General features: G+C 34.0%; 25 protein-coding genes. 24 read left to right on the top strand and 1 reads right to left on the bottom strand.

Annotation, left to right across the window (positions count from 1 at the left end):
* Nucleotides 1–69 precede the first annotated feature (69 nt).
* The 17 genes from BUB12_RS01680 to BUB12_RS01600 all read left to right on the top strand — a co-directional run bounded on the left by BUB12_RS01680 (nt 70) and on the right by BUB12_RS01600 (nt 14,248).
* Nucleotides 70–828, top strand: a complete 759-nt coding sequence (locus BUB12_RS01680) for a heptaprenyl diphosphate synthase component 1 (protein ID WP_072887345.1) — start codon at nt 70–72, stop codon at nt 826–828.
* Between the two features lie 14 nt (nt 829–842).
* Nucleotides 843–1,550 carry a demethylmenaquinone methyltransferase gene (locus tag BUB12_RS01675; RefSeq protein WP_072887344.1) on the top strand — a complete coding sequence of 236 codons (708 nt, stop codon included), beginning with the start codon at nt 843–845 and terminating at the stop codon, nt 1,548–1,550.
* A 17-nt stretch (nt 1,551–1,567) separates the two neighbouring features.
* The gene (gene hepT, locus BUB12_RS01670) at nt 1,568–2,542 is read left to right on the top strand and encodes a heptaprenyl diphosphate synthase component II (protein ID WP_072887342.1); all 975 of its coding nucleotides are present in this window, start codon (nt 1,568–1,570) and stop codon (nt 2,540–2,542) included.
* Between the two features lie 83 nt (nt 2,543–2,625).
* Nucleotides 2,626–3,072, top strand: a complete 447-nt coding sequence (gene ndk, locus BUB12_RS01665) for a nucleoside-diphosphate kinase (RefSeq protein WP_072887341.1) — start codon at nt 2,626–2,628, stop codon at nt 3,070–3,072.
* A 103-nt stretch (nt 3,073–3,175) separates the two neighbouring features.
* Complete coding sequence (locus BUB12_RS01660; RefSeq protein WP_072887339.1) at nt 3,176–3,949, top strand: CheR family methyltransferase; 774 nt, start codon at nt 3,176–3,178, stop codon at nt 3,947–3,949.
* Between the two features lie 182 nt (nt 3,950–4,131).
* Complete coding sequence (aroC, locus tag BUB12_RS01655) at nt 4,132–5,295, top strand: chorismate synthase (RefSeq protein ID WP_072887337.1); 1,164 nt, start codon at nt 4,132–4,134, stop codon at nt 5,293–5,295.
* Entirely contained in the window at nt 5,295–6,380 is a 1,086-nt protein-coding gene (gene aroB, locus BUB12_RS01650; RefSeq protein WP_072887680.1) for a 3-dehydroquinate synthase, read from the top strand. The genes aroC and aroB overlap by 1 nt, the downstream gene beginning before the upstream one ends.
* A gap of 21 nt (nt 6,381–6,401) precedes the next feature.
* Complete coding sequence (aroA, locus tag BUB12_RS01645) at nt 6,402–7,688, top strand: 3-phosphoshikimate 1-carboxyvinyltransferase (protein ID WP_072887335.1); 1,287 nt, start codon at nt 6,402–6,404, stop codon at nt 7,686–7,688.
* 21 nt (nt 7,689–7,709) lie between these two features.
* On the top strand, nt 7,710–8,963 hold the full coding sequence (locus BUB12_RS01640) for a tetratricopeptide repeat protein (protein ID WP_072887333.1): 1,254 nt from the start codon (nt 7,710–7,712) through the stop codon (nt 8,961–8,963).
* A gap of 128 nt (nt 8,964–9,091) precedes the next feature.
* The gene (locus BUB12_RS01635) at nt 9,092–9,634 is read left to right on the top strand and encodes a ReoY family proteolytic degradation factor (RefSeq protein ID WP_072887331.1); all 543 of its coding nucleotides are present in this window, start codon (nt 9,092–9,094) and stop codon (nt 9,632–9,634) included.
* 174 nt (nt 9,635–9,808) lie between these two features.
* On the top strand, nt 9,809–10,267 hold the full coding sequence (locus BUB12_RS01630) for a YpiF family protein (RefSeq protein ID WP_072887329.1): 459 nt from the start codon (nt 9,809–9,811) through the stop codon (nt 10,265–10,267).
* Between the two features lie 149 nt (nt 10,268–10,416).
* Entirely contained in the window at nt 10,417–10,929 is a 513-nt protein-coding gene (locus BUB12_RS01625) for a QcrA and Rieske domain-containing protein (protein WP_072887327.1), read from the top strand.
* A 6-nt stretch (nt 10,930–10,935) separates the two neighbouring features.
* Nucleotides 10,936–11,610 carry a menaquinol-cytochrome c reductase cytochrome b subunit gene (gene qcrB / locus BUB12_RS01620; RefSeq protein ID WP_072887326.1) on the top strand — a complete coding sequence of 225 codons (675 nt, stop codon included), beginning with the start codon at nt 10,936–10,938 and terminating at the stop codon, nt 11,608–11,610.
* A 15-nt stretch (nt 11,611–11,625) separates the two neighbouring features.
* Nucleotides 11,626–12,396 carry a menaquinol-cytochrome c reductase cytochrome b/c subunit gene (locus tag BUB12_RS01615; protein ID WP_072887324.1) on the top strand — a complete coding sequence of 257 codons (771 nt, stop codon included), beginning with the start codon at nt 11,626–11,628 and terminating at the stop codon, nt 12,394–12,396.
* Nucleotides 12,397–12,522: 126 nt separating this feature from the next.
* The gene (gene lhaT / locus BUB12_RS01610; protein ID WP_234982524.1) at nt 12,523–13,119 is read left to right on the top strand and encodes a lipoprotein heptaprenylglyceryl N-acetyltransferase LhaT; all 597 of its coding nucleotides are present in this window, start codon (nt 12,523–12,525) and stop codon (nt 13,117–13,119) included.
* A 116-nt stretch (nt 13,120–13,235) separates the two neighbouring features.
* The gene (locus BUB12_RS01605) at nt 13,236–13,493 is read left to right on the top strand and encodes a sporulation protein YpjB (protein WP_072887320.1); all 258 of its coding nucleotides are present in this window, start codon (nt 13,236–13,238) and stop codon (nt 13,491–13,493) included.
* Between the two features lie 68 nt (nt 13,494–13,561).
* Complete coding sequence (locus BUB12_RS01600; RefSeq protein ID WP_072887318.1) at nt 13,562–14,248, top strand: zinc metallopeptidase; 687 nt, start codon at nt 13,562–13,564, stop codon at nt 14,246–14,248.
* A gap of 105 nt (nt 14,249–14,353) precedes the next feature.
* Here BUB12_RS01600 and BUB12_RS01595 read toward each other — a convergent pair whose 3' ends face one another.
* Nucleotides 14,354–15,229, bottom strand: a complete 876-nt coding sequence (locus BUB12_RS01595; RefSeq protein WP_072887316.1) for a YitT family protein — start codon at nt 15,227–15,229, stop codon at nt 14,354–14,356.
* A 138-nt stretch (nt 15,230–15,367) separates the two neighbouring features.
* Here BUB12_RS01595 and BUB12_RS01590 point away from each other — a divergent pair, with 138 nt between their 5' ends.
* The 7 genes from BUB12_RS01590 (at nt 15,368) to dinG (ending at nt 23,153) form a co-directional block, all read left to right on the top strand.
* Nucleotides 15,368–15,736 carry a nucleotide pyrophosphohydrolase gene (locus BUB12_RS01590; protein WP_407668435.1) on the top strand — a complete coding sequence of 123 codons (369 nt, stop codon included), beginning with the start codon at nt 15,368–15,370 and terminating at the stop codon, nt 15,734–15,736.
* A 27-nt stretch (nt 15,737–15,763) separates the two neighbouring features.
* Nucleotides 15,764–16,561, top strand: a complete 798-nt coding sequence (gene dapB / locus BUB12_RS01585; RefSeq protein ID WP_072887311.1) for a 4-hydroxy-tetrahydrodipicolinate reductase — start codon at nt 15,764–15,766, stop codon at nt 16,559–16,561.
* Between the two features lie 34 nt (nt 16,562–16,595).
* Nucleotides 16,596–17,012 carry a methylglyoxal synthase gene (locus tag BUB12_RS01580; RefSeq protein WP_072887309.1) on the top strand — a complete coding sequence of 139 codons (417 nt, stop codon included), beginning with the start codon at nt 16,596–16,598 and terminating at the stop codon, nt 17,010–17,012.
* Entirely contained in the window at nt 17,009–18,148 is a 1,140-nt protein-coding gene (gene bshA, locus BUB12_RS01575; protein ID WP_072887307.1) for an N-acetyl-alpha-D-glucosaminyl L-malate synthase BshA, read from the top strand. The genes BUB12_RS01580 and bshA overlap by 4 nt, the downstream gene beginning before the upstream one ends.
* 4 nt (nt 18,149–18,152) lie before the next feature.
* Nucleotides 18,153–19,352: a CCA tRNA nucleotidyltransferase gene (locus BUB12_RS01570; RefSeq protein ID WP_072887305.1), complete on the top strand. Its 1,200-nt coding sequence runs from the start codon at nt 18,153–18,155 to the stop codon at nt 19,350–19,352.
* A complete protein-coding gene (locus BUB12_RS01565; protein WP_072887303.1) occupies nt 19,328–20,305 on the top strand; it encodes a biotin--[acetyl-CoA-carboxylase] ligase in 978 nt (325 codons plus the stop codon). Before BUB12_RS01570 ends, BUB12_RS01565 begins: the two co-directional genes overlap by 25 nt.
* Nucleotides 20,306–20,411: 106 nt before the next feature.
* Entirely contained in the window at nt 20,412–23,153 is a 2,742-nt protein-coding gene (gene dinG, locus BUB12_RS01560; protein WP_072887301.1) for an ATP-dependent DNA helicase DinG, read from the top strand.
* Nucleotides 23,154–23,235 lie beyond the last annotated feature (82 nt).

The following is a 23,235-nucleotide window of genomic DNA, read 5'->3' as shown; positions in this document are numbered from 1 at the left end:
AATATACATAAATTATGCTATAATAACATATGCACAGAGGGACTGCTTGAAAGGGCTAAGGTGATTACGTTGTTTACGACAGGAAATGAGATACAATATCTAACATCTAGGATTGAACAAAAACTCCAGCATATATACTTAGATAAGTATATTCAAAAGCCCGATATTGACGAAGATAAGCTTTATTTATTATATAAAATATTAAGTAATACTAAGTTGTCACAAAAGCAAATGGAACGTTATATAGTGACAACGATGCTAGTACAAATAGCTCTAGATATACATGATCAAATTCCAGATGTGAATAACAATCAGGATAAAGATGTGATGATTAAAAATCAGCTAAGCATTTTAGCTGGTGATTATTATAGTGGGTTATACTATTTATTATTGGCAGAAATTGATGATTTTTCTTTCATCAACAAATTGGCTTCAGGAATAAAAGAAATAAATGTATTGAAGATGACATTACAAGAAGAACGAACTCATCTATTAGATGCCCATATATCTAATATTAAAGAATTAGAGTCATTGTTGATTACACATGTAGCTGATTTTGTGAATGAAAGCACAATGATACTGGTTACTCAAGAGTGGTTATTATACAATCGGTTGGTTAAAGAATTAAAAATGAAAATAAATAATAATACAGAGAAAAATAGCCTTGGTGACTTTTTAATTTGTAACAAGTGTAATTTAACGGAAAAGCAATTAGAGGAAATTATTTTAAATAAGGGTCAATATATAAAAGAATTGCTTAGTGAGCTTCCTGATGCATATTCAGACGCAAAATTACACATCGTAAAAAAACTAGGCTGTGAAAACTAGGAAGAAGGGTTATTATGGCTGAACAATCAAAGGAAGAACGAGTACATTCGGTATTTGAAAAAATATATAATAAATATGACTCAATGAACTCTATTATTTCATTCCAACGTCATAAAGCTTGGCGAAAAGATGTTATGAAACGAATGAATGTACAAAAGGGAGCTTCTGCATTAGATATCTGCTGTGGTACAGGTGATTGGTCGATTGCCCTTGCTGAAGAAGTGGGAAATAGTGGCGAAGTAATTGGCTTAGACTTTAGTAAAAACATGTTAACTGTAGCAGAGGAAAAGAATAAAGAATTGAAGCATGAGCAATTAACGTTTATTCATGGTAATGCAATGGAATTACCATTTGAAGATAATTCATTTGATTATGTAACGATTGGCTTTGGACTACGAAATGTACCAGATTATATGACAGTATTAAAGGAAATGTTTCGAGTTGTGAAACCAAATGGTAAAGTTATCTGCTTAGAAACTTCACAACCAACTTTAATAGGATTTAGGCAATTATATTATTTATATTTTCGTTTTATTATGCCTCTTTTCGGAAGGCTGTTTGCAAAAAGCTATAAAGAATATGCTTGGCTACATGAGTCTGCAAAGAATTTCCCTGATAAGGACCAATTGAAGAAAATGTTCTATGAAGCCGGATTTTCTGATGTAAAAGTTAAGAGCTATACAGGTGGTGTAGCAGCTATGCATATGGGACTTAAAAAATAGAAGTTAAGGTGAATTGCATGATATTAGCAAAAACATACGGTTATTTAAAGAAAGATCTTGATTATATTGAAGCTGCGTTAACAGAAGCCATTCATGCTGAACATCCTGTATTGAGAGAAGCTTCTACCCAATTATTAAAGGCAGGGGGAAAACGAATTCGTCCTGTCTTTGTTTTGTTGTCTGGTCAAATTGGAGAATTTGACCTAGAAAAAGTCAAAACCGTTGCCGTATCCCTTGAATTAATTCATATGGCGACTTTGGTACATGATGATGTAATTGATGATGCAGAATTAAGAAGAGGGAAGCCCACAATAAAGGCACAGTATGGTAACCATGTTGCTATGTATACTGGTGATTATATTCTAGCTAAGGCATTAGAACAAATTACAACATTAGAAAATCCTTCTATACACAAATCCCTATCCAAAACACTTGTAGAAGTAAGTTTAGGCGAAATAGAACAAATTAAAGACAAATATAATCTCAATCAGAACCTAAGGGTCTATTTACGTCGTATAAAAAGAAAAACTGCTCTACTCATCGCCACTAGTTGTAAGCTAGGTGCGATAACATCGAATCTATCTAATAGACAAATTAAAAAATTGTATCAATATGGTTATTATATTGGTATGTCTTATCAAATCATTGATGATATATTAGATTTTACTTCCACTTCAAAAGAATTAGGCAAGCCTGCTGGGAATGACTTGTTGCAAGGGAACATTACTCTACCGGTATTATTTGCAATGAAGAATGAAGATTTTAAAACTCAATTAATCCATTCCTTTCAACATCATGAACAAGGAAAACTTGAAGAAAGTATGGATACCTTAATTCAATCGATTAAACAGACGGACGCAATAGAAGAAGCTTATCGTATAAGTGATCGATATTTAGAAAAGGCAATTGAGTCATTACAAGACTTACCAAATAATAAAGCAAGGCACACTTTAGAAAATATTGCAAAATATATTGGTAAAAGAAGATCGTAATTATATTGTTGTTATTTTTTATAAAATTTGATAGAATTTAAACGGTTATATTTTATTAGACATACATAAGAAGAGGTGTAAACGTGGAAAAAACATTTTTAATGGTTAAACCAGATGGTGTACAACGTAATCTAGTAGGGGAAATTGTTAATCGTTTTGAGCGCAAAGGTTACCGTCTTGCTGGAGCTAAATTAATGCAAATCTCTGACGATTTGGCTAAAGAGCATTATGGTGAGCATAAAGAAAGACCGTTTTTTGGTGAATTAGTAGATTTCATAACTTCAGGACCAGTTTTCGCAATGGTATGGGAAGGTGAGAACGTTATTGCTACTGCTCGTGAAATGATGGGTAAAACAAATCCATCTGATGCAGCACCAGGAACAATCCGTGGAGACTTCGGTGTTACTGTAGGTAAAAACGTGATTCATGGCTCTGACTCACCAGAAAGTGCTGAAAGAGAAATTAATTTATTTTTTGAAACTAGTGAACTTGTAACGTATACAAAACAAGATTCTGCTTGGATATACTAATAAGGACGATGGAGGCTATCTCACAGACCTCTCAATCATTTGAGAGGTCGACCTTTGGGATGGCCTTTATTCATGCCAATTATATAATGAAGAGGAATTAGATATGTCAGAAGAATACGCTCAGTTTATCACTCGAATAAAGCAAAAATTAGGAATTGATTTAACATACTATAAAGAAGCACAAATGAAAAGAAGGCTTACTTCTTTAAGAGAAAAACGTGGGTATCGAGATTTTTTTACTTATTATAGTGCACTTATACAAAATAATAACTTGATGGATGAATTTGTCGATCGTATTACTATAAATGTTTCAGAATTCTACCGTAATCCGAAACGCTGGGATGTATTAAAAAATGATGTAATACCTACATTGGTGAAAAATAAGGATAAACTATCAATTTGGAGTGCAGCCTGTTCAACTGGTGAAGAACCTTATAGTATTTCAATGCTAATGAACGAGTATTTCCCTTCTGTGAATACTTCTATACTTGCATCAGATATTGATGATAATGTATTAAACAAAGCCAAACAAGGAATTTATTCAGAGCAATCTTTAAAAGATTTGCCTAATCATTTAAAGAATAAATACTTTACAACACAGAACGGTTTATACTATGTTGATTCATCCATAAAGAGAAAAGTACGATTTAAAAAACATGACTTATTAAGAGATAATTATCCTAATCACATAGATTTAATATTATGTAGAAACGTATTAATATATTTTACGGATCCAGCTAAAGATAAAATCTACAATAATTTTTCTAGTTCCCTGTCTCCAGAAGGTGTATTGTTTGTTGGAAGTACAGAACAAATATTTAATCCTTCGCAATATGGTCTTCAATTGTTGGATACATTCTTTTATCAAAAAAAATAATAATACTAATTTTAAACTCCGATCGCCTGATAGGAGTTTTTTGTTTTATTAATTGTTCATAAGGGATAATTCTTTATTATACTACTAAGATGTATTATGATTTATCACATAATACGATATATAAAGCATTGGTTATATAGAAAATTTACTATTATTAGTGATTATTTTATAGGAGGTACATAATGAGATATTTAACTGCAGGAGAATCACATGGTAAAGAATTAACTACAATTATTGAAGGTGTACCAGCACAACTACCTTTAACGAAAGAGGATATAAATGAATCTTTACTTCGAAGACAAAAAGGTCATGGTCGAGGGAAAAGAATGCAAATAGAGAAGGATTTAGTAGACATAACAAGTGGGGTTAGACATGGATATACATTAGGATCCCCTATATCGTTAGTGGTTAAGAATGATGATTATAAACATTGGACTGACATTATGGGAGAGGATCCATTAACTGAAGATGTGAAGTTAAGACGAGTAGTTACTAGGCCAAGACCAGGACATGCAGATTTAAATGGTGCTTTAAAATATGGTCATCGAGACATGCGAAATGTGTTAGAAAGGTCATCTGCACGAGAAACTGCGGCTAGAGTTGCAGCTGGTGCTGTTGCTAAGACGATGTTAAAGCAATTAGGTATTGAAATATGTGGTTATGTAAAAGAAATTGGAGGAATAAGGGCAAGAGAAATTGATTTACCAATACGTGAGCGACAAACGATTTCCGAACAATCTCCGGTTCGAACACTTGATAAAGAAATAGAGCAACAGATGATGGATAAAATTGATCAGACTAAAAAAGATGGGGATTCTATTGGTGGAGTTGCAGAAGTATACGTAGAAGGGATGCCTGCAGGAATTGGTTCCTATGTTCATTATGATCGTAAATTAGATAGTAGAATCACTGGAGCAGTAGTCAGTATTAATGCATTCAAAGGTGCAGAGATTGGAATTGGTTTTGAAGCTGCTCATAAATATGGAAGTGAAGTTCATGATGAGATTGCATGGAACGAAGAGCGAGGATTTTATCGTAAAACGAATAGACTTGGTGGTTTCGAGGGTGGCATGACTACTGGAATGCCAATTGTTGTAAAAGGGGTAATGAAACCAATCCCAACCCTCTATAAACCATTACAAAGCGTAGACATTGAAACAAAGGAACCATTTAATGCTAGTATTGAAAGATCAGATGCTTGTGCAGTACCTGCAGCATCTGTCGTAATGGAACATGTAGTGGCTTTTGAATTAGCGAAAGCCATCTTAGAACAATTTCCGAATGACCGTTTTCCAGTTTTGAAAGAAGCAATTGAAGCATATCGGGAAGAAGTTAGGTGTTTTTAGTGAGAACAATTGATGTACAAGCTAGTTCACATGATTATTCCATCCATATAGGCAGTGGATTACGACTTGCTTTAAAAAGCTATATTTCTATGGACTATTCCAAGATCTTAATAATGACAGATGAAAATGTAGCGAATATATATTTGGATGATGTATTGGGGCAGTTTTCGGAAAAAGAAATTTTAAAAGTGATCATCCCTGCAGGAGAATCATCTAAAAGTATCGAAATCTTTTATAGTACCCACACAAAAGCAATTGAATTTGGCTTGGATAGAAGTTCATTAATTATTGCTCTTGGTGGTGGTGTTGTTGGTGATTTAGCTGGATTTATTGCATCCACTTATATGAGAGGTATTGATTACATTCAAATGCCAACAACTATCTTGGCTCATGATAGCAGTGTTGGTGGTAAAGTTGCTATTAACCATGAACTAGGTAAAAATCTAATCGGAAGTTTTTATCCACCTAAATTGGTGCTGTATGATATTGATACATTACACACATTACCAACACGAGAAATACGTTCTGGTTATGCCGAAATCATTAAAGAAGCAATGCTAGCCAAACAATCTAATTTAAATGAAATCTTATCCACCACTATTTCAGATATCCCTAATGAAAAGTTAATGCAAGATTTAGAGTTAGGAATAAAGATAAAGGCTGCTATTGTAGAAGAAGATGAAAAAGAACGAGGTACAAGAAAGCATCTGAATTTAGGTCATACTTTGGGTCATGCGATTGAAGCAGTTTTAGGCTATGGAAAAATAACACACGGTGAAGCGGTGGGAATAGGTTTATTATTTGCTGTCTATGTCAGTGAAAAGTATTTTTCTAAAAAAATCTTGTTTTCCCAATTACTTTCTTGGTTGAAGAAAAACCATTATCCTTTAAATATAGTTAACAGTTTAACTCCCACTGCTCTAGTAGATAAAATGAAAACAGATAAAAAGAATGTTCATAATAAAATACATATGGTGTTATTAGAAGCAATTGGACAGCCGACAGTTCACTCTTTTGAGGATAATAAAATACTAGATTATATACAATCTTTTTTCGATATGGTGAAAGAAGAGATGATGAATTGATAAAAGGGTAGGTGAAGATGCATGGGTTATGAGCTATATCCTATTAATAGACCAATTAATAGCGAAATGAAAGTCCCAGGAGATAAATCGATCTCTCATCGTGCGATAATATTAACTTCTTTAGCAAATGGGAAGAGTAGAATCTATAATTTCCTAGAAGGTGAAGATTGTTTACGTACGATTGATGCATTGCGCAAATTAGGTGTAACTATTGAACAAGAGGGTTCTTATATTGAAGTACACGGAAAAGGGATAAATAAATTAGAAGAACCAAATGCTCCTATTTATTTTGGGAATTCAGGAACAACTGCTAGATTAATGCTTGGTTTATTAGCAGGATTACCATTTTTTACAGCTGTTTATGGTGATGCATCGCTATCAAATCGACCAATGAATCGTGTTGTTCAACCGTTACTTGAAATGGGCGCATTAATTGAAGGTCGTCAAAATGCTGCGTATCTTCCATTAGCTATAAAAGGCCAGAAATTGATGGGCTTTACTTATAAATTACCTGTGAAAAGTGCGCAAGTAAAATCAGCATTATTACTAGCTGGTCTCTTAGCAAATGGAGAAACAACGATTATAGAGGATGTCGCAACTAGAGATCACACAGAAAACATGTTAAAAGCATTTGGAGCAGATATCAGTATTCATGGTAACGAAATTACAATCTCAAATAAACAATCTTTACAAGCAAATGATGTTTACGTGCCAGGTGATATTTCATCAGCTGCATTTTTCCTTGTCGCTGCTGCCATCATACCCGGAAGTTCCTTAACAGTGAAACAAGTAGGATTGAACCAAACTAGAACAGGAATTATTGATGTACTTGAACAAATGGGTGCGTCCGTTGAGATTCATGATGAACAAAAGAAGTCCGGTGAAATGATTGGAAATGTAACAGTAAGTTATCAGCAAGTTAAAGGGACCATTATTGAAGGAGATATTATTCCTAGACTTATAGATGAAATTCCTATTATTGCTTTGTTAGCAACGCAGGCAGAAGGGAAAACAGTTATAAGAGATGCGCAAGAACTTCGCGTAAAAGAAACAGACAGAATTGAAGCAGTAGTAGATGTTCTATCAAAATTAGGTGCAAGAATCGAAGCAACAGATGATGGTATGGTGATTTACGGAAAAAGCGAATTACATGGCGCTGAAGTATCTTCCTACCATGACCATCGTATTGGCATGATGATTGTTATAGCTTCTTTAATTGCAAAAGGAAAGGTTACTTTAGATGATATATCATCCATAAATATTTCCTACCCTAATTTCCTTAATGATCTTAAAAACATTTGTCAATAGGTTCGAGAGAGAGGGTATAACATGGATAAAATTTCACAAGCAGTCAATCTAATGGAAACTGATCAAACGGAAAAAGCGTTACAATTATTAGATGAATTTTTGAATACAGCAAATGACGATGAAAAATTTTCGATAGCAAATCTCTATTTACAGTGGGGATTAATCCAGGAAGCAAGTACAATCATTATGGAATTACTAGAAAAATATCCAGATGAAGCCCAACTAAAAATAATGCAGGCTGAAATTTATACAGAGTTGGAACAAGATGAACAAGCAATCCAGTTGTTAGATGAGATAAATGAAGATGATGAAGCATATCTTCAAGTGCTAGTACAATTAGCTGATTTGTTTCAGTCTCAAGGATTATATGAAGTTGCAGAGCAAAAATTACTTAAAGCCAAACAGATGGAACCAAACGAAAGGATTATTGATTTTGCTTTAGGTGAATTATACTTTTCGATTGGTGAATTCAGAAAGGCTACCACATATTATGAGCGAGTGAATAAATACGAACAAGAAATTGGCACTATCTCCTTATCCGAAAGATTGGCTGAGGCATATGCTAGAATAGGTGAATATGAAACAGCATTGACATATTTTGAACAGGCTGACCCAGATAATACGGACTTATTATTCCGTTATGGCTTTACAGCGATGCAAGCTAAGAGAAATGATATAGCGATAAATGTTCTTGAGAAGGTTATTAAAGAAGATATCTATTATCATTCTGCTTATTACCATTTAGCACAAGCGTATGAAGGGGAAGAACAAACCCAAGAAGCGTATGAAGCAGCAACTAAAGGAATAAAAGTAGACGAATTTAATAAAGAATTATATTTTTACGCTGGGAAACTAGCACATAAATTAGGAAAAAATGAAGAAAGTGTTCAATATGTCCAAGAAGCAATAGCACTTGACCAAGAATATAAAGAGGCCATTTTATTCCTAATTGAGTTTTTTAAAGAACAAGAGAAGTATCGTGAAATCGTTGAATTAGTAAGCTCCATTAAGGAAACAGATGCAATTGATCCCTTGTATGATTGGGAATTAGCGAGAGCATATAATGAATTAGAAGAATATGATTATGCATTAAAACACTATCGTGAAGCATATAATAGCTTACAACATGACGATGATTTCTTAAAAGAATTTGGCTATTTCTTAAGTGAAGAAGGGAGGATAAAAGAAGCTATTGAAGTATTCGAGGCTTATTTGAAACAACAACCACTTGATGATGATGTTTCTGAGTATATAACAAGGTTGAAGTCTAATTAGAAAGACAGACACCTTTAAGTATTAGCAATATATGATATTGAACTAATCGTCTATTATGATTGTTATCAAGGTGAATACAATTAAAACGAAAAAAGTTTAAAATGGATAGTTAAGGAGGAATTCTTCTTATGCAAACTCCTATTTCCATCAAAGATAAGAAAAGTTTTATTCAATGGTTTTTAAATAACTATCAGATGAAAAAGCGAGAGAGTGTATGGATATTAAATTACTTAATTAATCATAAAAAGATTTTACACAATGTTCACTTCGTTCGGGACGCCAAATTCTGCCCACGTGGAATCATTATTACTACTCATTGTTCCAATGAAGTACCCTTTCGCTTTTATAAACATCAATTAGTTACCACAGATCCTGATAAGTCTTTTCATGATATTAGATTAAATCAGGAAGAACCACTTTATATACAGCTGAATTTTAAAAATTCATTTCAGAACACGATGTATGCAGCCGTATTAGAGGATAATCCATTTGTGCCAGATGAATATTTTATTACGAATAAAGATCGCCATTTAGCTAAGAAATTATTGAATAAAACCTTATATGACTTTAAGAAAAAGCAACTAATGGAACAGATTAACATGGCTCTGGATGATAGAGATAAGGAAAAATTCGAAAATTTAGTGACAAAACTTCATGAATTAGAAGAATAAAAATGCCCAAGAAGTGCCCCACACTGCGTATTTAAGTGATTTTTACGTAGAATAAGAGGGGGTGCTTCTTTATTGGGTAATCTCTTGATTTTTCTTGCCAACATAAGATAAGATTTATAGGGGTTACATATTTTGAATGTTTCTCGTAAATAATATACAGAAGGTGGTTGCTCCATGAGATGGGTTAAAGATGATATTCAAACCTATAAAAAAGGAAAGGAATACTTTGATACAGTTATTGTTCCTGTAATTCCTTTTCATTTATCACAAGATGCCGAACTAGATAAAAGTACATCCTTGAGCGAAGTAATGAATATATTAGCCCATGAAATAGAGAAGGAATTATCTGGACGAGTCCTCCTTATCCCTGGTTATCATTACATAAAACAAAGCGATAAAGAGGAAGAGGTAAAACGAATCAATAGTTGGGTAGAAGATATTCAAAAACAACCTTTTAACCACATTTTCTTTTTAACTTTCGATCCTTCTTGGAAGAAATATGAGAGGGAACTAGAAGGGAATCTACTTTGGTTACCAGGAATTCAATCAGATAACATTCACTCAGATGAAATGCATTCTATGATTCGGAATCAGGTTGCTCAAATTGGCGAACTTATTCGTTCCTATTGGTAGAATCTATTTGGCATAATATCCAAATTTAAAACTTTTTGTAACAAAATTTTATTTTTATTGACCAAGTTGATAGTTTGCGCTATCATGGTAATGTCCTAGTAATTTGAAAAAATTTTGTCCGTGATTAACATAAAAGAGGGGGGAAAATCATGAGTGAAGAAAAGCAACAAGTATCCCGTCGACAATTTCTAAACTACACATTAACTGGTGTAGGAGGATTTATGGCAGCAGGTTTGCTTATTTCTCCAATTAGAATGGCGATTGATCCAGTGTTAAAACCTTCTAGTGTAGGAGATTATGCAAATGTTGGATTAGCTGTTGAGGATATTACAACAGAACCAACACGTGTCGATTGGAAAATTGACCAAGTAGATGGATGGTACGAATCAGAAGTTAGTAAAGCAGCATGGGTATTTAAAAATGAAGATGATGAGATTATGGCATTGTCACCAACATGTACACACTTAGGTTGTGTTGTATCATGGGAAGGCAGTGAGAAGTATCCAAATGAGTTTTTCTGCCCATGTCATGATGGTCGGTACTATAAAGATGGTACTAATATTGAAGGAACACCACCTACAAGACCATTAGATCGCTTTGAACACAAAGTGGAAAATGGAATGTTATATCTAGGAAATGCACAGGAAAGAGGGGGGGCGTAATAGTTTATGTTACAGAAAATTTATGACTGGATTGATGAACGCGTAGATATTACGCCAATCTGGCGAGACATTGCAGATCATGAAGTGCCAGAGCATGTTAACCCTGCACACCACTTCTCAGCATTTGTTTATTGTTTTGGTGGATTAACCTTTTTTGTAGTGGTTATTCAAATTTTATCTGGAATGTTTCTAACGATGTATTACGTTCCGGATATTGAGAATGCCTGGAAATCTGTTTATTACCTACAAACAGAAGTAGCACATGGTCAAATTGTTAGAGGTATGCACCACTGGGGTGCCAGTGTTGTAATTGTAATGTTGTTATTACATACATTGCGTGTATTCTTCCAAGGTGCTTATAAGAAACCACGTGAGTTAAACTGGATGGTTGGAGTATTACTATTCTTTGTTATGCTTGGACTAGGGTTCACTGGTTATCTATTACCTTGGGATAACAAAGCATATTTTGCTACACAAGTTGGACTTGAAATTGCCGAGCAGGTTCCATTTATTGGAGAATATCTGAAAACATTACTAGCAGGAGATGCTGAAATTGTTGGTGCTCAAACACTAACTAGATTCTTCGCTATCCATGTATTCTTCTTACCTGGAGCATTATTTGCTTTAATGGCAGTTCACTTTATTCTAATTCGTAGACAAGGTATTTCAGGACCACTATAAAAAGGAGGGAAAGCTGTGCATAAGGGTAAAGGAATGAAGTTCGTCGGTGACTCTCGTGTTTCTGCCGAACGTAAATCAAACATACCGAAAGATTATTCTGAGTATCCTGGTAGAACAGAAGCTTTTTGGCCCAACTTTTTATTAAAAGAATGGTTAGCTGGTTCTGTATTCTTAGTTGGATTTTTACTATTAACGTTAGCACATCCATCACCACTTGAGGGGGTTGCTGATCCAACAGATGCAGCTTACATACCATTGCCAGACTGGTACTTCTTGTTCTTATATGAACTCTTAAAATATGAATTTGCTGCTGGGCCATATGTTATTTTTGGTATCTTAATTATTCCTGGATTAGCTTTTGGTGCTTTATTACTAGCTCCATTCTTAGATAACGGTCCAGGTAGAAGACCACATCAACGTCCAATTGCAGTAATTATGATGTTGCTTGCTTTAACATCTGTTATTTGGTTGACTTATACATCTGCCGCCCATGTTGATTGGGAAACTCGTGCAGAGCAAAATAAGCCAATTCCGCCAAGCAGTGTTGAAATTGATACTTCACATGAGGGGTATGCATCCTACGAAAGTAATTGTATGACTTGTCATGGTGGGGAATTAGAAGGTACACCTGCTGGGGTTCCTTTAATTGGTACGGAATATTCTGCTGAAGAAATTGCAACAATTGCTCGTGAAGGGATCGGCGGTATGCCAGCCGACCAATTTACAGGTTCTGATGAGGAACTTGAGCAGTTAGTAGACTTTATTATTTCTACCAATGAACAATAAACTCTCAGAATAACTTAGATTATAAAATTAACACCTTTGCCATTTCGAATGGTGAAGGTGTTTTTCTATCAAAAAGGTGTTATTCTAAAGATATTATTTTGTATTTCTGTGGAAAGGAGGAGTATGTTGTATAAATTATTAACGTATATTCTATTAGACAAACGTTTCTTAGTTCTATTATTTGTCATTAATTTATTTGGCACTATTTATGGATACATATGGTATGAACAACAGTTATCGATTACACCGACTATATTTTTACTGTTTGTTCCTGATAGTCCCACTGCTAGTTTGTTTTTTACTATATTTCTTGGATTTTTTATTTTTGGAAGAAACATTCCTTACATAGAAGCATTAGCCATCATAACGTTATTTAAATATGGAGTATGGGCAGTAGTTATGAATCTGTTAACATTATATATCAACGGAAGTTTAAGTCCTTCTGGGTATATGTTAATGCTTTCTCACGGTGCTATGGCTGTACAAGGCTTGTTATATGCGCCATATTATAAAATAAAGATGAAACATATTGTTGTTGCTGGTATTTGGACATTACATAATGACGTAATCGATTATGTGTTTGGTATGATGCCAATTTATTCAACTTTAACGCAATATATGGATAAAATTGGCTACTTTACTTTTTGGCTCAGTGTCCTTTCTATATTTATTGCCGTTAAAATAATGAAAACTAATAACAATAAGTTAAGTATTTCTTCTTGACCCTTTTTATTTATTTAATAATCACCCTCTAACTTAATAAAAAGTATCCTGTTATATCACTTCAATCTCACACATATAGTTAGATTAAACAGACATAACTATGTGAGGTGACATCATTGTCTAAATGTAAGATACAGGTCTTAATTCCAATAGCTGGTATAATGATATACTTAATGTTGAATAGTGTATTTGTTGAATCAGTACAAGCGGAATCAATAAAAACGGATGATGAACCTTCTATGGTTCCATTTTTTTGGGGCGCGGGAATGGTTGGGGGGATAATTGCTATTACATTAACTTATGTTAGTTGGAGAAAATACAAAGGGGAAAAGAAAAGAGGAAAAAAAGAAAAAACAGACAGACATTTTAGTTGACGTATTATAATCGTTTGACTAAAATTGACCTTAGTAATAAGAATAAAATTTTTATGGAGGAATGTTTAATGGGATTTGGTGGTTACCTAATATATCTTGCACTTCTAATGATTATCCCGTTATGGGCTCAATCAAAAGTTAAAAGTACTTATAAAAAATATTCGCAAAAACCTACCTCTTCTATGCTTACAGGTGCACAGGTAGCACGAAAAATATTAGATGATAACGGTTTATATGACGTACAGATCGAAGAAACAAAAGGGATGCTATCTGACCACTATGACCCCAGAAAGAAAGTAGTGCGTTTATCTAGCGGGATTTTCCATGGGCAATCTATGGCATCATCAGCTGTTGCAGCACATGAAGTTGGACATGCTATTCAAGATCAACAAGAGTATGCGTTTTTGCGTTTTAGAAGTGCTCTTGTTCCAGTAGCTAGTTTAGGCTCTAATTTATCCATTTTCCTGATTATCATTGGTTTTATAACAGGTGCGTTAGAGTGGGCATTATTTGGGATTATCTTTATGTCAGCTGCAGTATTATTCCAATTGGTTACTCTACCAGTAGAATTTGATGCATCAAACCGTGCGATGGGACAATTAGTCTCTGCTGGTGTCATTCGAAATAATGAAGAGAGAGAAACGAAAAAAGTATTAAATGCAGCAGCAATGACTTATGTAGCTGCCGCTTTAGTAGCAGTTGCAGAACTATTACGTTTTATTCTAATGTTTGTTGCAGCAAACAATAATGATTAATATTATACGAACGTGTAGGTCATACACCTAGTTAAAAATAATCCGAACCGATGAATGATTATTCCAATCATCACTCATCGTTCGGATTTTCTATATAATTCTTATTTAATCCTCTCTTATAGGATTTTTATTTTCATCAAGAGTAAATCCTTCTCCAAGCACGTCGTGAACAGAGCTAACGGATACAAACGCATGAGGATCAATAGTATTTATTATACTTTTTAATCGAACGATTTCATTTCGTCCTACCACACAATAGAGGACATCTCGACTTTCTCCAGTATAACTTCCACGACCAGCTAAAACTGTTACACCACGGTCCATTTCCTTCATAATACGCTTAGCAATTTCGTCACTATTAGATGAAATGATGGTTGCTCCACGTGCAGAATATGCACCTTCCTGCATAAAATCAATCACTCTTGCACCTATATATACAGCAACTAATGTATACATGCCTTCAACAAGTTCCAAGATGGTAAAGACAGATGTTGTTATTACAACAAAGTCAAATAAAAACATAGTTTTACCCATGCTCCAACCTATATACTTATGTACAATACGGGCTATGATATCAACTCCACCTGTTGTACCACCATAACGGAAGATAATACCCAGACCAACACCAATAAACACCCCTGCAAATAAAGCTGCCAATGTCATGTCAGATTGTAAATAGGTAGGAAATGGATTAATTTGGAATATTCGTAAAAATACAGATACTGCTAATGTACCTATTATTGTATATACAAACGTATTTCTCCCTAAAAACTTCCAACCAATAAAAAATACTGGAATATTTAAAATTATATTCGTTATTGCAGGATCCCATTGCCATGCAAAATATAATAATAAAGTAATACCAGTAAAACCACCTTCTCCTAGGTTGTTTTGCATATTAAAATGTACGATACCAAATGCAAAAATTGCAGAACCTAAAAGAATAAAAAAGATATTTTTTAATTTTAACCCAAATATCATGTTGTTACCTCCTTTTTCGTCATGTTTCATTCTAATTTGTTGCCTGTTTATGTTGTAGATTGGGTTTATTTAATAACTACTACTAAATTACCCTATGACAGCGTAAATAATTTGTCAAATGTCTTGTGATTAGCTAACATAAAGAAAGAGATTAACGATGGAAGTGAGGTTTTCCAAATTACACAAGTATATACGACTAAAGATATCCAAAAACTTGTCGATGATTATATAGCTCAATTTAAAGAAGGCTACTTCACACCACTTAGTTTGACTGCTCGTCTTACGGAGGAAGTAGGCGAACTTGCTAGAGAAATTAATCATTATTATGGGGAAAAACCTAAGAAGGCTACAGAAGAGGAAAAGACAGTAGAAGAAGAGGTAGGAGATATTATTTTTGTGCTGGCTTGCTTTGCTAATTCATTAGATTTTGATCTATCAGAATCCTTTCATATGGCAATGAACAAGTTTGAAACCCGTGATAAAAATAGATGGACTAAAAAAGAGTAATAGAGATTTAACTAGGAGGAGTACAACATGACAATTAAAGTTATTATTGCTGGGCCTCGTGGTAAAATGGGATCAGAAGCAGTAAAAATGGTGACTAGTGAGCAAAATCTGGAGCTAGTGGCCTGTGTCGATCGAAGAAGTGAAGGGCATGCCATCAGGGAATACCCAATTTTAACTGAGAAGAGCATTCCGGTGTTTGAAAGTCCAGAAGAATGTTTACATACAGTTGATGCAGATGTTTTTATTGATTTAACAGTTCCAGAAGCTTGCTTCAACCATGCAGTTATGGCCATTAGAAATAATGTACGTCCAGTAATCGGTACTTCTGGATTAACGAATGATCAAATAGCTGAATTACGTGAGCTAGCCAAAGGAAACGAAGTCGGATGTATTATAGCACCGAATTTTGCTTTAGGTGCAGTGTTAATGATGAAGTTCGCACAAATGGCAGCTACTTATTTTCCAGATATTGAAATTATCGAAAAACATCATGATCAAAAGTTAGATGCTCCCTCTGGAACGGCCGTGAAAACTGCACAATTAATTAAAAATACTAGAAAGAATAAAAGCCAAGGACATCCAGATGAAGTAGAAACAATGAAAGGTGCAAGAGGGGCAGTAGATGAAGGAATACGTATTCATAGTGTACGTCTTCCAGGACTAATCGCTCATCAAGAAGTTATCTTTGGTGGTGAAGGTGAACTATTAACCATTAAACATGACTCAATGAATCGTCAATCATTTATGACTGGTGTGAAATTTGCAGTAGAAAAAGTAATGGGTATTCATTCATTAGTGTATGGATTAGAAAATATATTAGATTAGCTATTGAGAAGTGGATGAGGGAGGAAGTCATACAATGAATATAGCATTAATTGCACACGATAAAAAAAAGCAGGATATAATTGAATTTTGTATTGCTTATAAAGACATATTAGGAGAACATCAATTGTTTGCAACAGGAACTACTGGCAAACGAATTCAAGAAGCAACCAATTTACCTATTCATCGTTTTCAATCGGGCCCTCTTGGTGGGGACCAGCAAATAGGTGCTATGATAGCGAATGAAGAAATGGATATGGTAATATTCTTTAGGGATCCACTAACTTCTCAACCTCATGAACCAGATGTTAGTGCATTAATGCGTCTATGTGATGTTCATTTAATACCACTAGTAACTAATATTGCAGCTGCTGAGATTGTAATTAGAGGACTAGAACGTGGAGATTTTTCATGGCGTGAAATTGTTAAACAAAAAAAGGAATCGAATAAATGATGAAAATAGGAATTACTTGTTATCCAACAGTAGGTGGCTCTGGTATAATTGCTACAGAGTTAGGTAAAATGTTAGCTGAACTAGGACATGAAATTCATTTTATAACGTCTAGCCTTCCATTTCGCTTAAACCAAGTTCATCCATCCATTTATTATCATGAAGTGGAACTAAGCCATTATCCGGTATTTCAGTATCCACCATATGATTTAGCATTAGCTTCAAAAATGGCAGAGGTAATCGATCGAGAAGAATTAGATATTTTACATGTTCATTACGCAATGCCACATGCAGTCTGTGCAATTTTGGCTAGAGACATAGCTAAAAGAGATGTTAAGATCGTTACAACCTTACATGGTACAGACATTACTGTTCTAGGGATTGATAATACATTTAAGAAGATGATTAAATATGGTATTGAACAATCGGATGCAGTAACTGCTGTATCCAAAAGTTTGGTGAAACAAACAAAAGATATGATTGGAACGAATAAAGAAATATCAGTCATTTATAATTTCGTAAATGAACAAGAGTACCATAAAAAAGACTTGCAATTAATCGGGGAAAAATATGGGATTAAGAAACATGAAAAAGTAATAATACATATATCTAATTTTAGAAAAGTGAAACGAATTGACGATGTGATCCAAACTTTTAATCATATTAAAGATAAAGTCGACTCTAAATTACTTTTAGTAGGGGACGGGCCAGAATATAGTAATGCTGTCAAATTAACTGAAAAGTTAGAGTTAGAAGATCGTGTATTATTTTTAGGGAAACAAAAAAATATAAGTGATTTGTTGTCAATTTCAGATCTAAAAATTCTTATGTCTGAAAAAGAGAGTTTCGGATTAGTCCTATTAGAAGCGATGGCATGTGAAGTTCCTAGTATTGGTACAAATGTTGGTGGTATACCAGAAGTCATTAAACATGATGAAACAGGATTTTTAGTGGATTTAGGAGATGTTGAAAAAGCAAGTCAATATGCAATACAATTATTGTCTGACGATACTTTATTACATCAATTCTCTCAAAATGCTTTTAAACATGCAAAAAACTATTTCCATTCGTCTATTATAGTGAATCAATATATTGATATATATAATAATGTTTTATTAGATAAAGCAAGAAATTGGTGAGGTTATGATTCCAACTAGTTTTCATAGTGGTCAAGAAGTAATAGAGAAAATTGAGCAACATGGTTATGAAGCATACTTTGTTGGTGGTTGTGTTCGAGATTTCATTCTAGGGCGTAAAATTGGTGATATTGACATTGCAACCTCAGCAACTCCTAATCAAATCCAACATATCTTTTCAGAGACAATACCTGTTGGAATTGAACATGGCACAGTGATTGTAAGGTATAAAAAGCAATCCTTTGAAGTAACAACATTTCGGACAGATGGTACGTATTCTGATCAAAGACATCCAGACTTTATTCAATTTGTAAGTAACATTGATGAAGACTTAAAACGAAGAGACTTTACTATAAATGCTCTGGCTATGGGGAGCGATGGAAGAATCTTAGATCTGTTTCAGGGACAGCAGGACATAAAAGAGAGAATTATTCGCACGGTAGGAGACGGAATGGAACGATTCTCGGAAGACCCATTACGCATAATAAGAGGCTTGCGATTCTCAAGCCAACTTGGGTTTCAAATCGATTCCGATACTTTAAGAGCTATGGAGCAAACGAAAGCTCAACTTGAAAATATTTCCGTAGAACGCATAGCAACTGAGGTAGAAAAACTATTTGCTGGTGAACATGTTAGTATTGGATTAAACCATTTAATAGAATTAGAAATCTATAATCATTTACCTGTCATGAATAAATCACCAGAAATAATGAGAAAATTGCCGAATATAAATTCACCTATCCATTCTTTAGCTGAACTTTTTACGCTACTACACTACTTTTCAAAAATTCCGATTCAAACTTGGGTTTCAGAATGGAAATGTTCCAAGAAAACAAAAATCAACGCAGTTAAAATAGGGGAATCAATCAAGTATTTTGAATCAAATGGCCTCGATGCATGGTTGGTTTACGATTTAGATCAGGAACTCTTTGGTGGGTTTGTAAGACTAATTAAAATACTATATCCAGAACAGCAATTAACAGTGGAACAATTGGAAAATATGTCTGGTGAACTCCCGATTCAATCAAAAAGGGAGTTAAAGCTGAATGGTCATGACGTGTCGAATTTATTTCCGGAAAGAAGTAAAGGTCCATGGATAAATACTGCTTTAAACTTGTTAGAAAAAGCAGTGGTGTTTAAAGAGGTTAACAATTCGAAAAATGAATTAAAGGAATGGCTTAAATGGAATCTACCCGAAATCAATTAATTGATTTACTTGCAAGAAATAGTGACCGTTTTATTTCTGGACAAATGCTATCAGAGCACTTAAATATAACTAGAAGTGCCATCTGGAAACATATGAAGGAACTTGAGAAGGATGGTTACGTAATTGAAGGAGTTTCAAAGAAAGGATATCGCATTATTCGTTTTCCGGATAAAGTGAGTGAAAACACTATAAAATGGGGCTTAGACACAGAGTGGTTAGGTAATACGATTATTCATAAAGAGCAAACCACTTCTACACAACATATAGCACATCAAGCTGCTCAAAATGGAGCAGCCCATGGAACAATCATCGTGGCAGATGAACAAACACAAGGCAAAGGAAGACTGCAACGTCCTTGGCATTCTGCAAAAAACTTAGGAATTTGGTTAAGTATAATTATCCGACCATCAATTCTTCCATATTTAGCTCCACAATTAACGTTAATGACTGCTACTGTTCTAGCGGATGTCCTACATAATAAAGGAATAGAACCTAAGATTAAGTGGCCTAATGACATCCTAATTAATCAATCTAAGGTTGCAGGAATATTAACTGAAATGCAGGCTGAACAAGATCAAATTCAGTACATAGTAATTGGTATTGGGATGAATGTAAACCATAAGCAGCATGACTTGCCAGAAGATGTAAATCGCAAGGCTACTTCTTTAACTATAGAAACTAACAAGTCATGGGATATTAATAAACTTATACAAGATATTTTAAAACAGTTTGAGGATACATATGCTGATTACATTGATAATGGATTTATAGATATTAAGAAAAATTGGGAGAATTATGGGTTTAGAATTGGGAAACCAATATATATTTCTACATTAAAAGAAAAATGGGCTGGAAAGTTCTTAGGTATTGCTGAAGACGGTGCTCTCTTAACTACCGATAAAAATGGTGATACCTGTAAAATCTATTCTGCTGATATTGATTGGTTAGTCTGAGAAAATACAGGTTCACTACGAGGACTCTTATCAAAAAAGTTTGATAAGAGTTTATATATTGTAAAAAATAGTATAGAATATTTTTTTTAAGAGAAAGGTGGGGGAAATGGATAAATTTGTCGTAATTGATTTAGAAACAACTGGAAACTCAATCGAAAATAACGATAAAATAATTGAAGTTGGAATTGTTGTTATAGAAAAGGATGAAATTGTTGACGAATACACTACGTTACTCCATCCTAATAAACCAATCCCACCATTTATAAGTAATTTAACAGGGATTACTGATAAAGATGTGATCAATGCCCCAACTTTCGATACAATTGCTGAAGACATTGTTGAAATCTTTAAAGATAGTTATTTGGTAGCTCATAATGTACCATTTGATCTCGGGTTCCTCAATTATGAATTAACGAACCTAGGAATAGATCGATTGTTAAACCCAGTTATTGATACAGTTGAATTAAGTAGAATTTTATTCCCTAATGCACCTGGATATAAATTAAGCCAGCTATCCGAATACTTTGATTTAACCCATGATTATCCACATCGTGCTCTTTCTGATGCCTATGTAACAGCTAAATTATTATTAGTATTGAAAAATAAATTAAAGTCACTACCACAAGAGACGGTTCGACAATTAATAAAACTTGAAAAAACACTGAAGTCGGATATAAGTTTAATTTTACATGATCTAAATAATAATCTACCTAAAGTTAAAGAAGAGATTACTTCCTATGGTGGTATTGCTTTTAAGAATACTTCAGATGATCTGCTAGAAACCAGGGAGATATCAAATTCCTTTGGTACATTTCTCGATGGTATTTATGAGGTAGAGGGCAGAATGCAAACACTGTTTGAACGTTATGAGAAAAGGCCTGGTCAAAGGGAAATGTCAGAAACTATATATGATTGTTTTGTTTCGAATAATCACGGACTAATTGAAGCAGAAACGGGAACAGGCAAATCACTGGCCTATTTAATCCCGGCTGTTTATGATGCATTAAAATCTAAGTCAAAAATAGTCATTAGCACGTTTACAACGCAATTACAACAACAGCTTCTAGATGAAGAATTGCCATTGGCCCAGAAAATAATTGGACACCCCTTTAACACGGCTTTAATTAAGGGAAAACAACATTATATTAGCTTAGAGAAGTTTGCAAGAGAATTGGAAGTCAATAATAAGGATAATTATGATATTACGTTAACAAAAGCAATACTATTAGTATGGATTACTGAAACTAATACAGGGGATATTGAAGAGATTCATTTACCATCAAGTGGTTATATGTATTTTAAGAAAGTTTCTACGGAGACAGAAACGAATATTAATCCTTTATCACCTTGGTTTTCTTACTCTTTTTACCAAAAGGCAAAGAAAAGAGCCAAAAAAGCAGACCTTATTATTACGAATCATGCGTTACTTTGCTCAGATTTGTTCAATGATTTTGAGATTCTCCCTAAATACAATAAAGTAATCATTGATGAAGCCCATCATTTAGAGGAAACAGCATCAAGGCACTATGGATTGAAGTTAGATTATGTAACTTTTCAACACTCGTTGAATCGTATTAGCTCAACTGATGGAACGATACTAGATGTGGTTAACAATGATAAGTGGAATCTGTTGTTAACTGATACGAAACATGAGATTGATGACATGTTTCGAACTCTATTCCAATACGTGTTAAGCCAAAGTAAGAAAAACCAATCATATAGTGATACAGGAAGGATACAATATCGTTTTGATTTAGAAAAGGAAGAAGCCCAACGTTGGAATGTTATTAAAGATATGGCACTTAGAGTAAATAATCAACTCAAAAAAATGGTGAACGAACTGCAATTAGCTATTAATTTGGACCAAGATCAAAAAATTAAGAACGAGATTGAGGCAAGTGTTCTAGCTTTACAAGAATATATATTTTCCATAGAACGCTTTTTTATTAAAGGAAATAGCAGTGAATATGTGAATTGGATGGAAGTAGATGCGTACGGAGCGAAGAATGCTGTATATCTTTATAGTGAACCAACTGATGTATCAGAACTTCTTAGTAAAAAGTTTTTTGAAGTCAAAGATAGCATCATTCTTACAAGTGCTACATTAACGATGAAAAAATCGTTCTCTTTTATTCAAAATCGTCTTGGTGTTCCTGATGATAGACTTATTAGTAAACAGATACATTCTCCTTTTCAATACGAACAACAGGTACAATTGATGGTACCAAACGATTTTCCAGATATTAGTTTTAGTACAATGGATGATTTTATTTATGCAACTTGCGAAGCAATCATTTCATTATCTGAGATAACAAATGGTCGCATGCTTGTCTTGTTTACATCTTATGACATGTTAAGGAAAGCTCATAATATTTTGAAAGAAGCACTAGAAAGTACAGAGTATGTATTAATTGCTCAAGGTATATCCAGTGGTAGTAGAGCACGATTAAAGAAAAATTTTCAAACATTTGATCAAGCCATTCTTCTAGGTACTAATTCCTTTTGGGAGGGCGTAGATATACCTGGTGAAGATCTTTCTTGCTTAATGATAGTGAGACTACCTTTTCAACCACCTAATCATCCTGTCTACGAAGCGAAAGCAAAGCATGTGCAAGAAGAGAACAAAAATCCATTTTTTGAATTATCACTACCTAATGCAGTTATTCGTTTTAAACAAGGTTTTGGACGATTAATCAGGTCTAAAACAGACCGGGGAATTGTTTTTGTGTGTGATTCACGGTTGATTAAAGCGCGATATAGTACGTACTTTACGAAATCAATACCAAATATACCAGTTCATTACAAATCAACAGCAGAGCTACTAGAAATAGCAGAAAATTGGTTTTAAAGAAATTGAAGAGAAAAGATGGCAAAAAAATACTGATGCCTAATACAGGCATCAGTTCAAAAGTGGTATGGGTTAGGTGAAA

The organism is Ornithinibacillus halophilus (assembly GCF_900129485.1).
GTDB lineage: Bacteria > Bacillota > Bacilli > Bacillales > Amphibacillaceae > Ornithinibacillus > Ornithinibacillus halophilus.
Note: the sequence above shows the minus strand (reverse complement) of the source record. Positions and strands in the feature narration are given on the sequence as shown.

Bases quoted from the DNA above. Each gene is read 5' to 3' on its own strand.
- qcrB (WP_072887326.1), top strand. From the start codon at position 10,936: ATGTTACAGAAAATTTATGACTGGATTGATGAACGCGTAGATATTACG.
- BUB12_RS01570 (WP_072887305.1), top strand. From the start codon at position 18,153: ATGATTCCAACTAGTTTTCATAGTGGTCAAGAAGTAATAGAGAAAATT.
- BUB12_RS01565 (WP_072887303.1), top strand. From the start codon at position 19,328: ATGGAATCTACCCGAAATCAATTAATTGATTTACTTGCAAGAAATAGT.
- BUB12_RS01660 (WP_072887339.1), top strand. From the start codon at position 3,176: ATGTCAGAAGAATACGCTCAGTTTATCACTCGAATAAAGCAAAAATTA.
- dapB (WP_072887311.1), top strand. From the start codon at position 15,764: ATGACAATTAAAGTTATTATTGCTGGGCCTCGTGGTAAAATGGGATCA.
- BUB12_RS01595 (WP_072887316.1), bottom strand. From the start codon at position 15,229: ATGATATTTGGGTTAAAATTAAAAAATATCTTTTTTATTCTTTTAGGT.
- hepT (WP_072887342.1), top strand. From the start codon at position 1,568: ATGATATTAGCAAAAACATACGGTTATTTAAAGAAAGATCTTGATTAT.
- aroC (WP_072887337.1), top strand. From the start codon at position 4,132: ATGAGATATTTAACTGCAGGAGAATCACATGGTAAAGAATTAACTACA.
- BUB12_RS01600 (WP_072887318.1), top strand. From the start codon at position 13,562: ATGGGATTTGGTGGTTACCTAATATATCTTGCACTTCTAATGATTATC.
- BUB12_RS01640 (WP_072887333.1), top strand. From the start codon at position 7,710: ATGGATAAAATTTCACAAGCAGTCAATCTAATGGAAACTGATCAAACG.
- dinG (WP_072887301.1), top strand. From the start codon at position 20,412: ATGGATAAATTTGTCGTAATTGATTTAGAAACAACTGGAAACTCAATC.
- BUB12_RS01635 (WP_072887331.1), top strand. From the start codon at position 9,092: ATGCAAACTCCTATTTCCATCAAAGATAAGAAAAGTTTTATTCAATGG.
- bshA (WP_072887307.1), top strand. From the start codon at position 17,009: ATGATGAAAATAGGAATTACTTGTTATCCAACAGTAGGTGGCTCTGGT.
- BUB12_RS01630 (WP_072887329.1), top strand. From the start codon at position 9,809: ATGAGATGGGTTAAAGATGATATTCAAACCTATAAAAAAGGAAAGGAA.
- BUB12_RS01625 (WP_072887327.1), top strand. From the start codon at position 10,417: ATGAGTGAAGAAAAGCAACAAGTATCCCGTCGACAATTTCTAAACTAC.
- BUB12_RS01580 (WP_072887309.1), top strand. From the start codon at position 16,596: ATGAATATAGCATTAATTGCACACGATAAAAAAAAGCAGGATATAATT.
- BUB12_RS01675 (WP_072887344.1), top strand. From the start codon at position 843: ATGGCTGAACAATCAAAGGAAGAACGAGTACATTCGGTATTTGAAAAA.
- aroA (WP_072887335.1), top strand. From the start codon at position 6,402: ATGGGTTATGAGCTATATCCTATTAATAGACCAATTAATAGCGAAATG.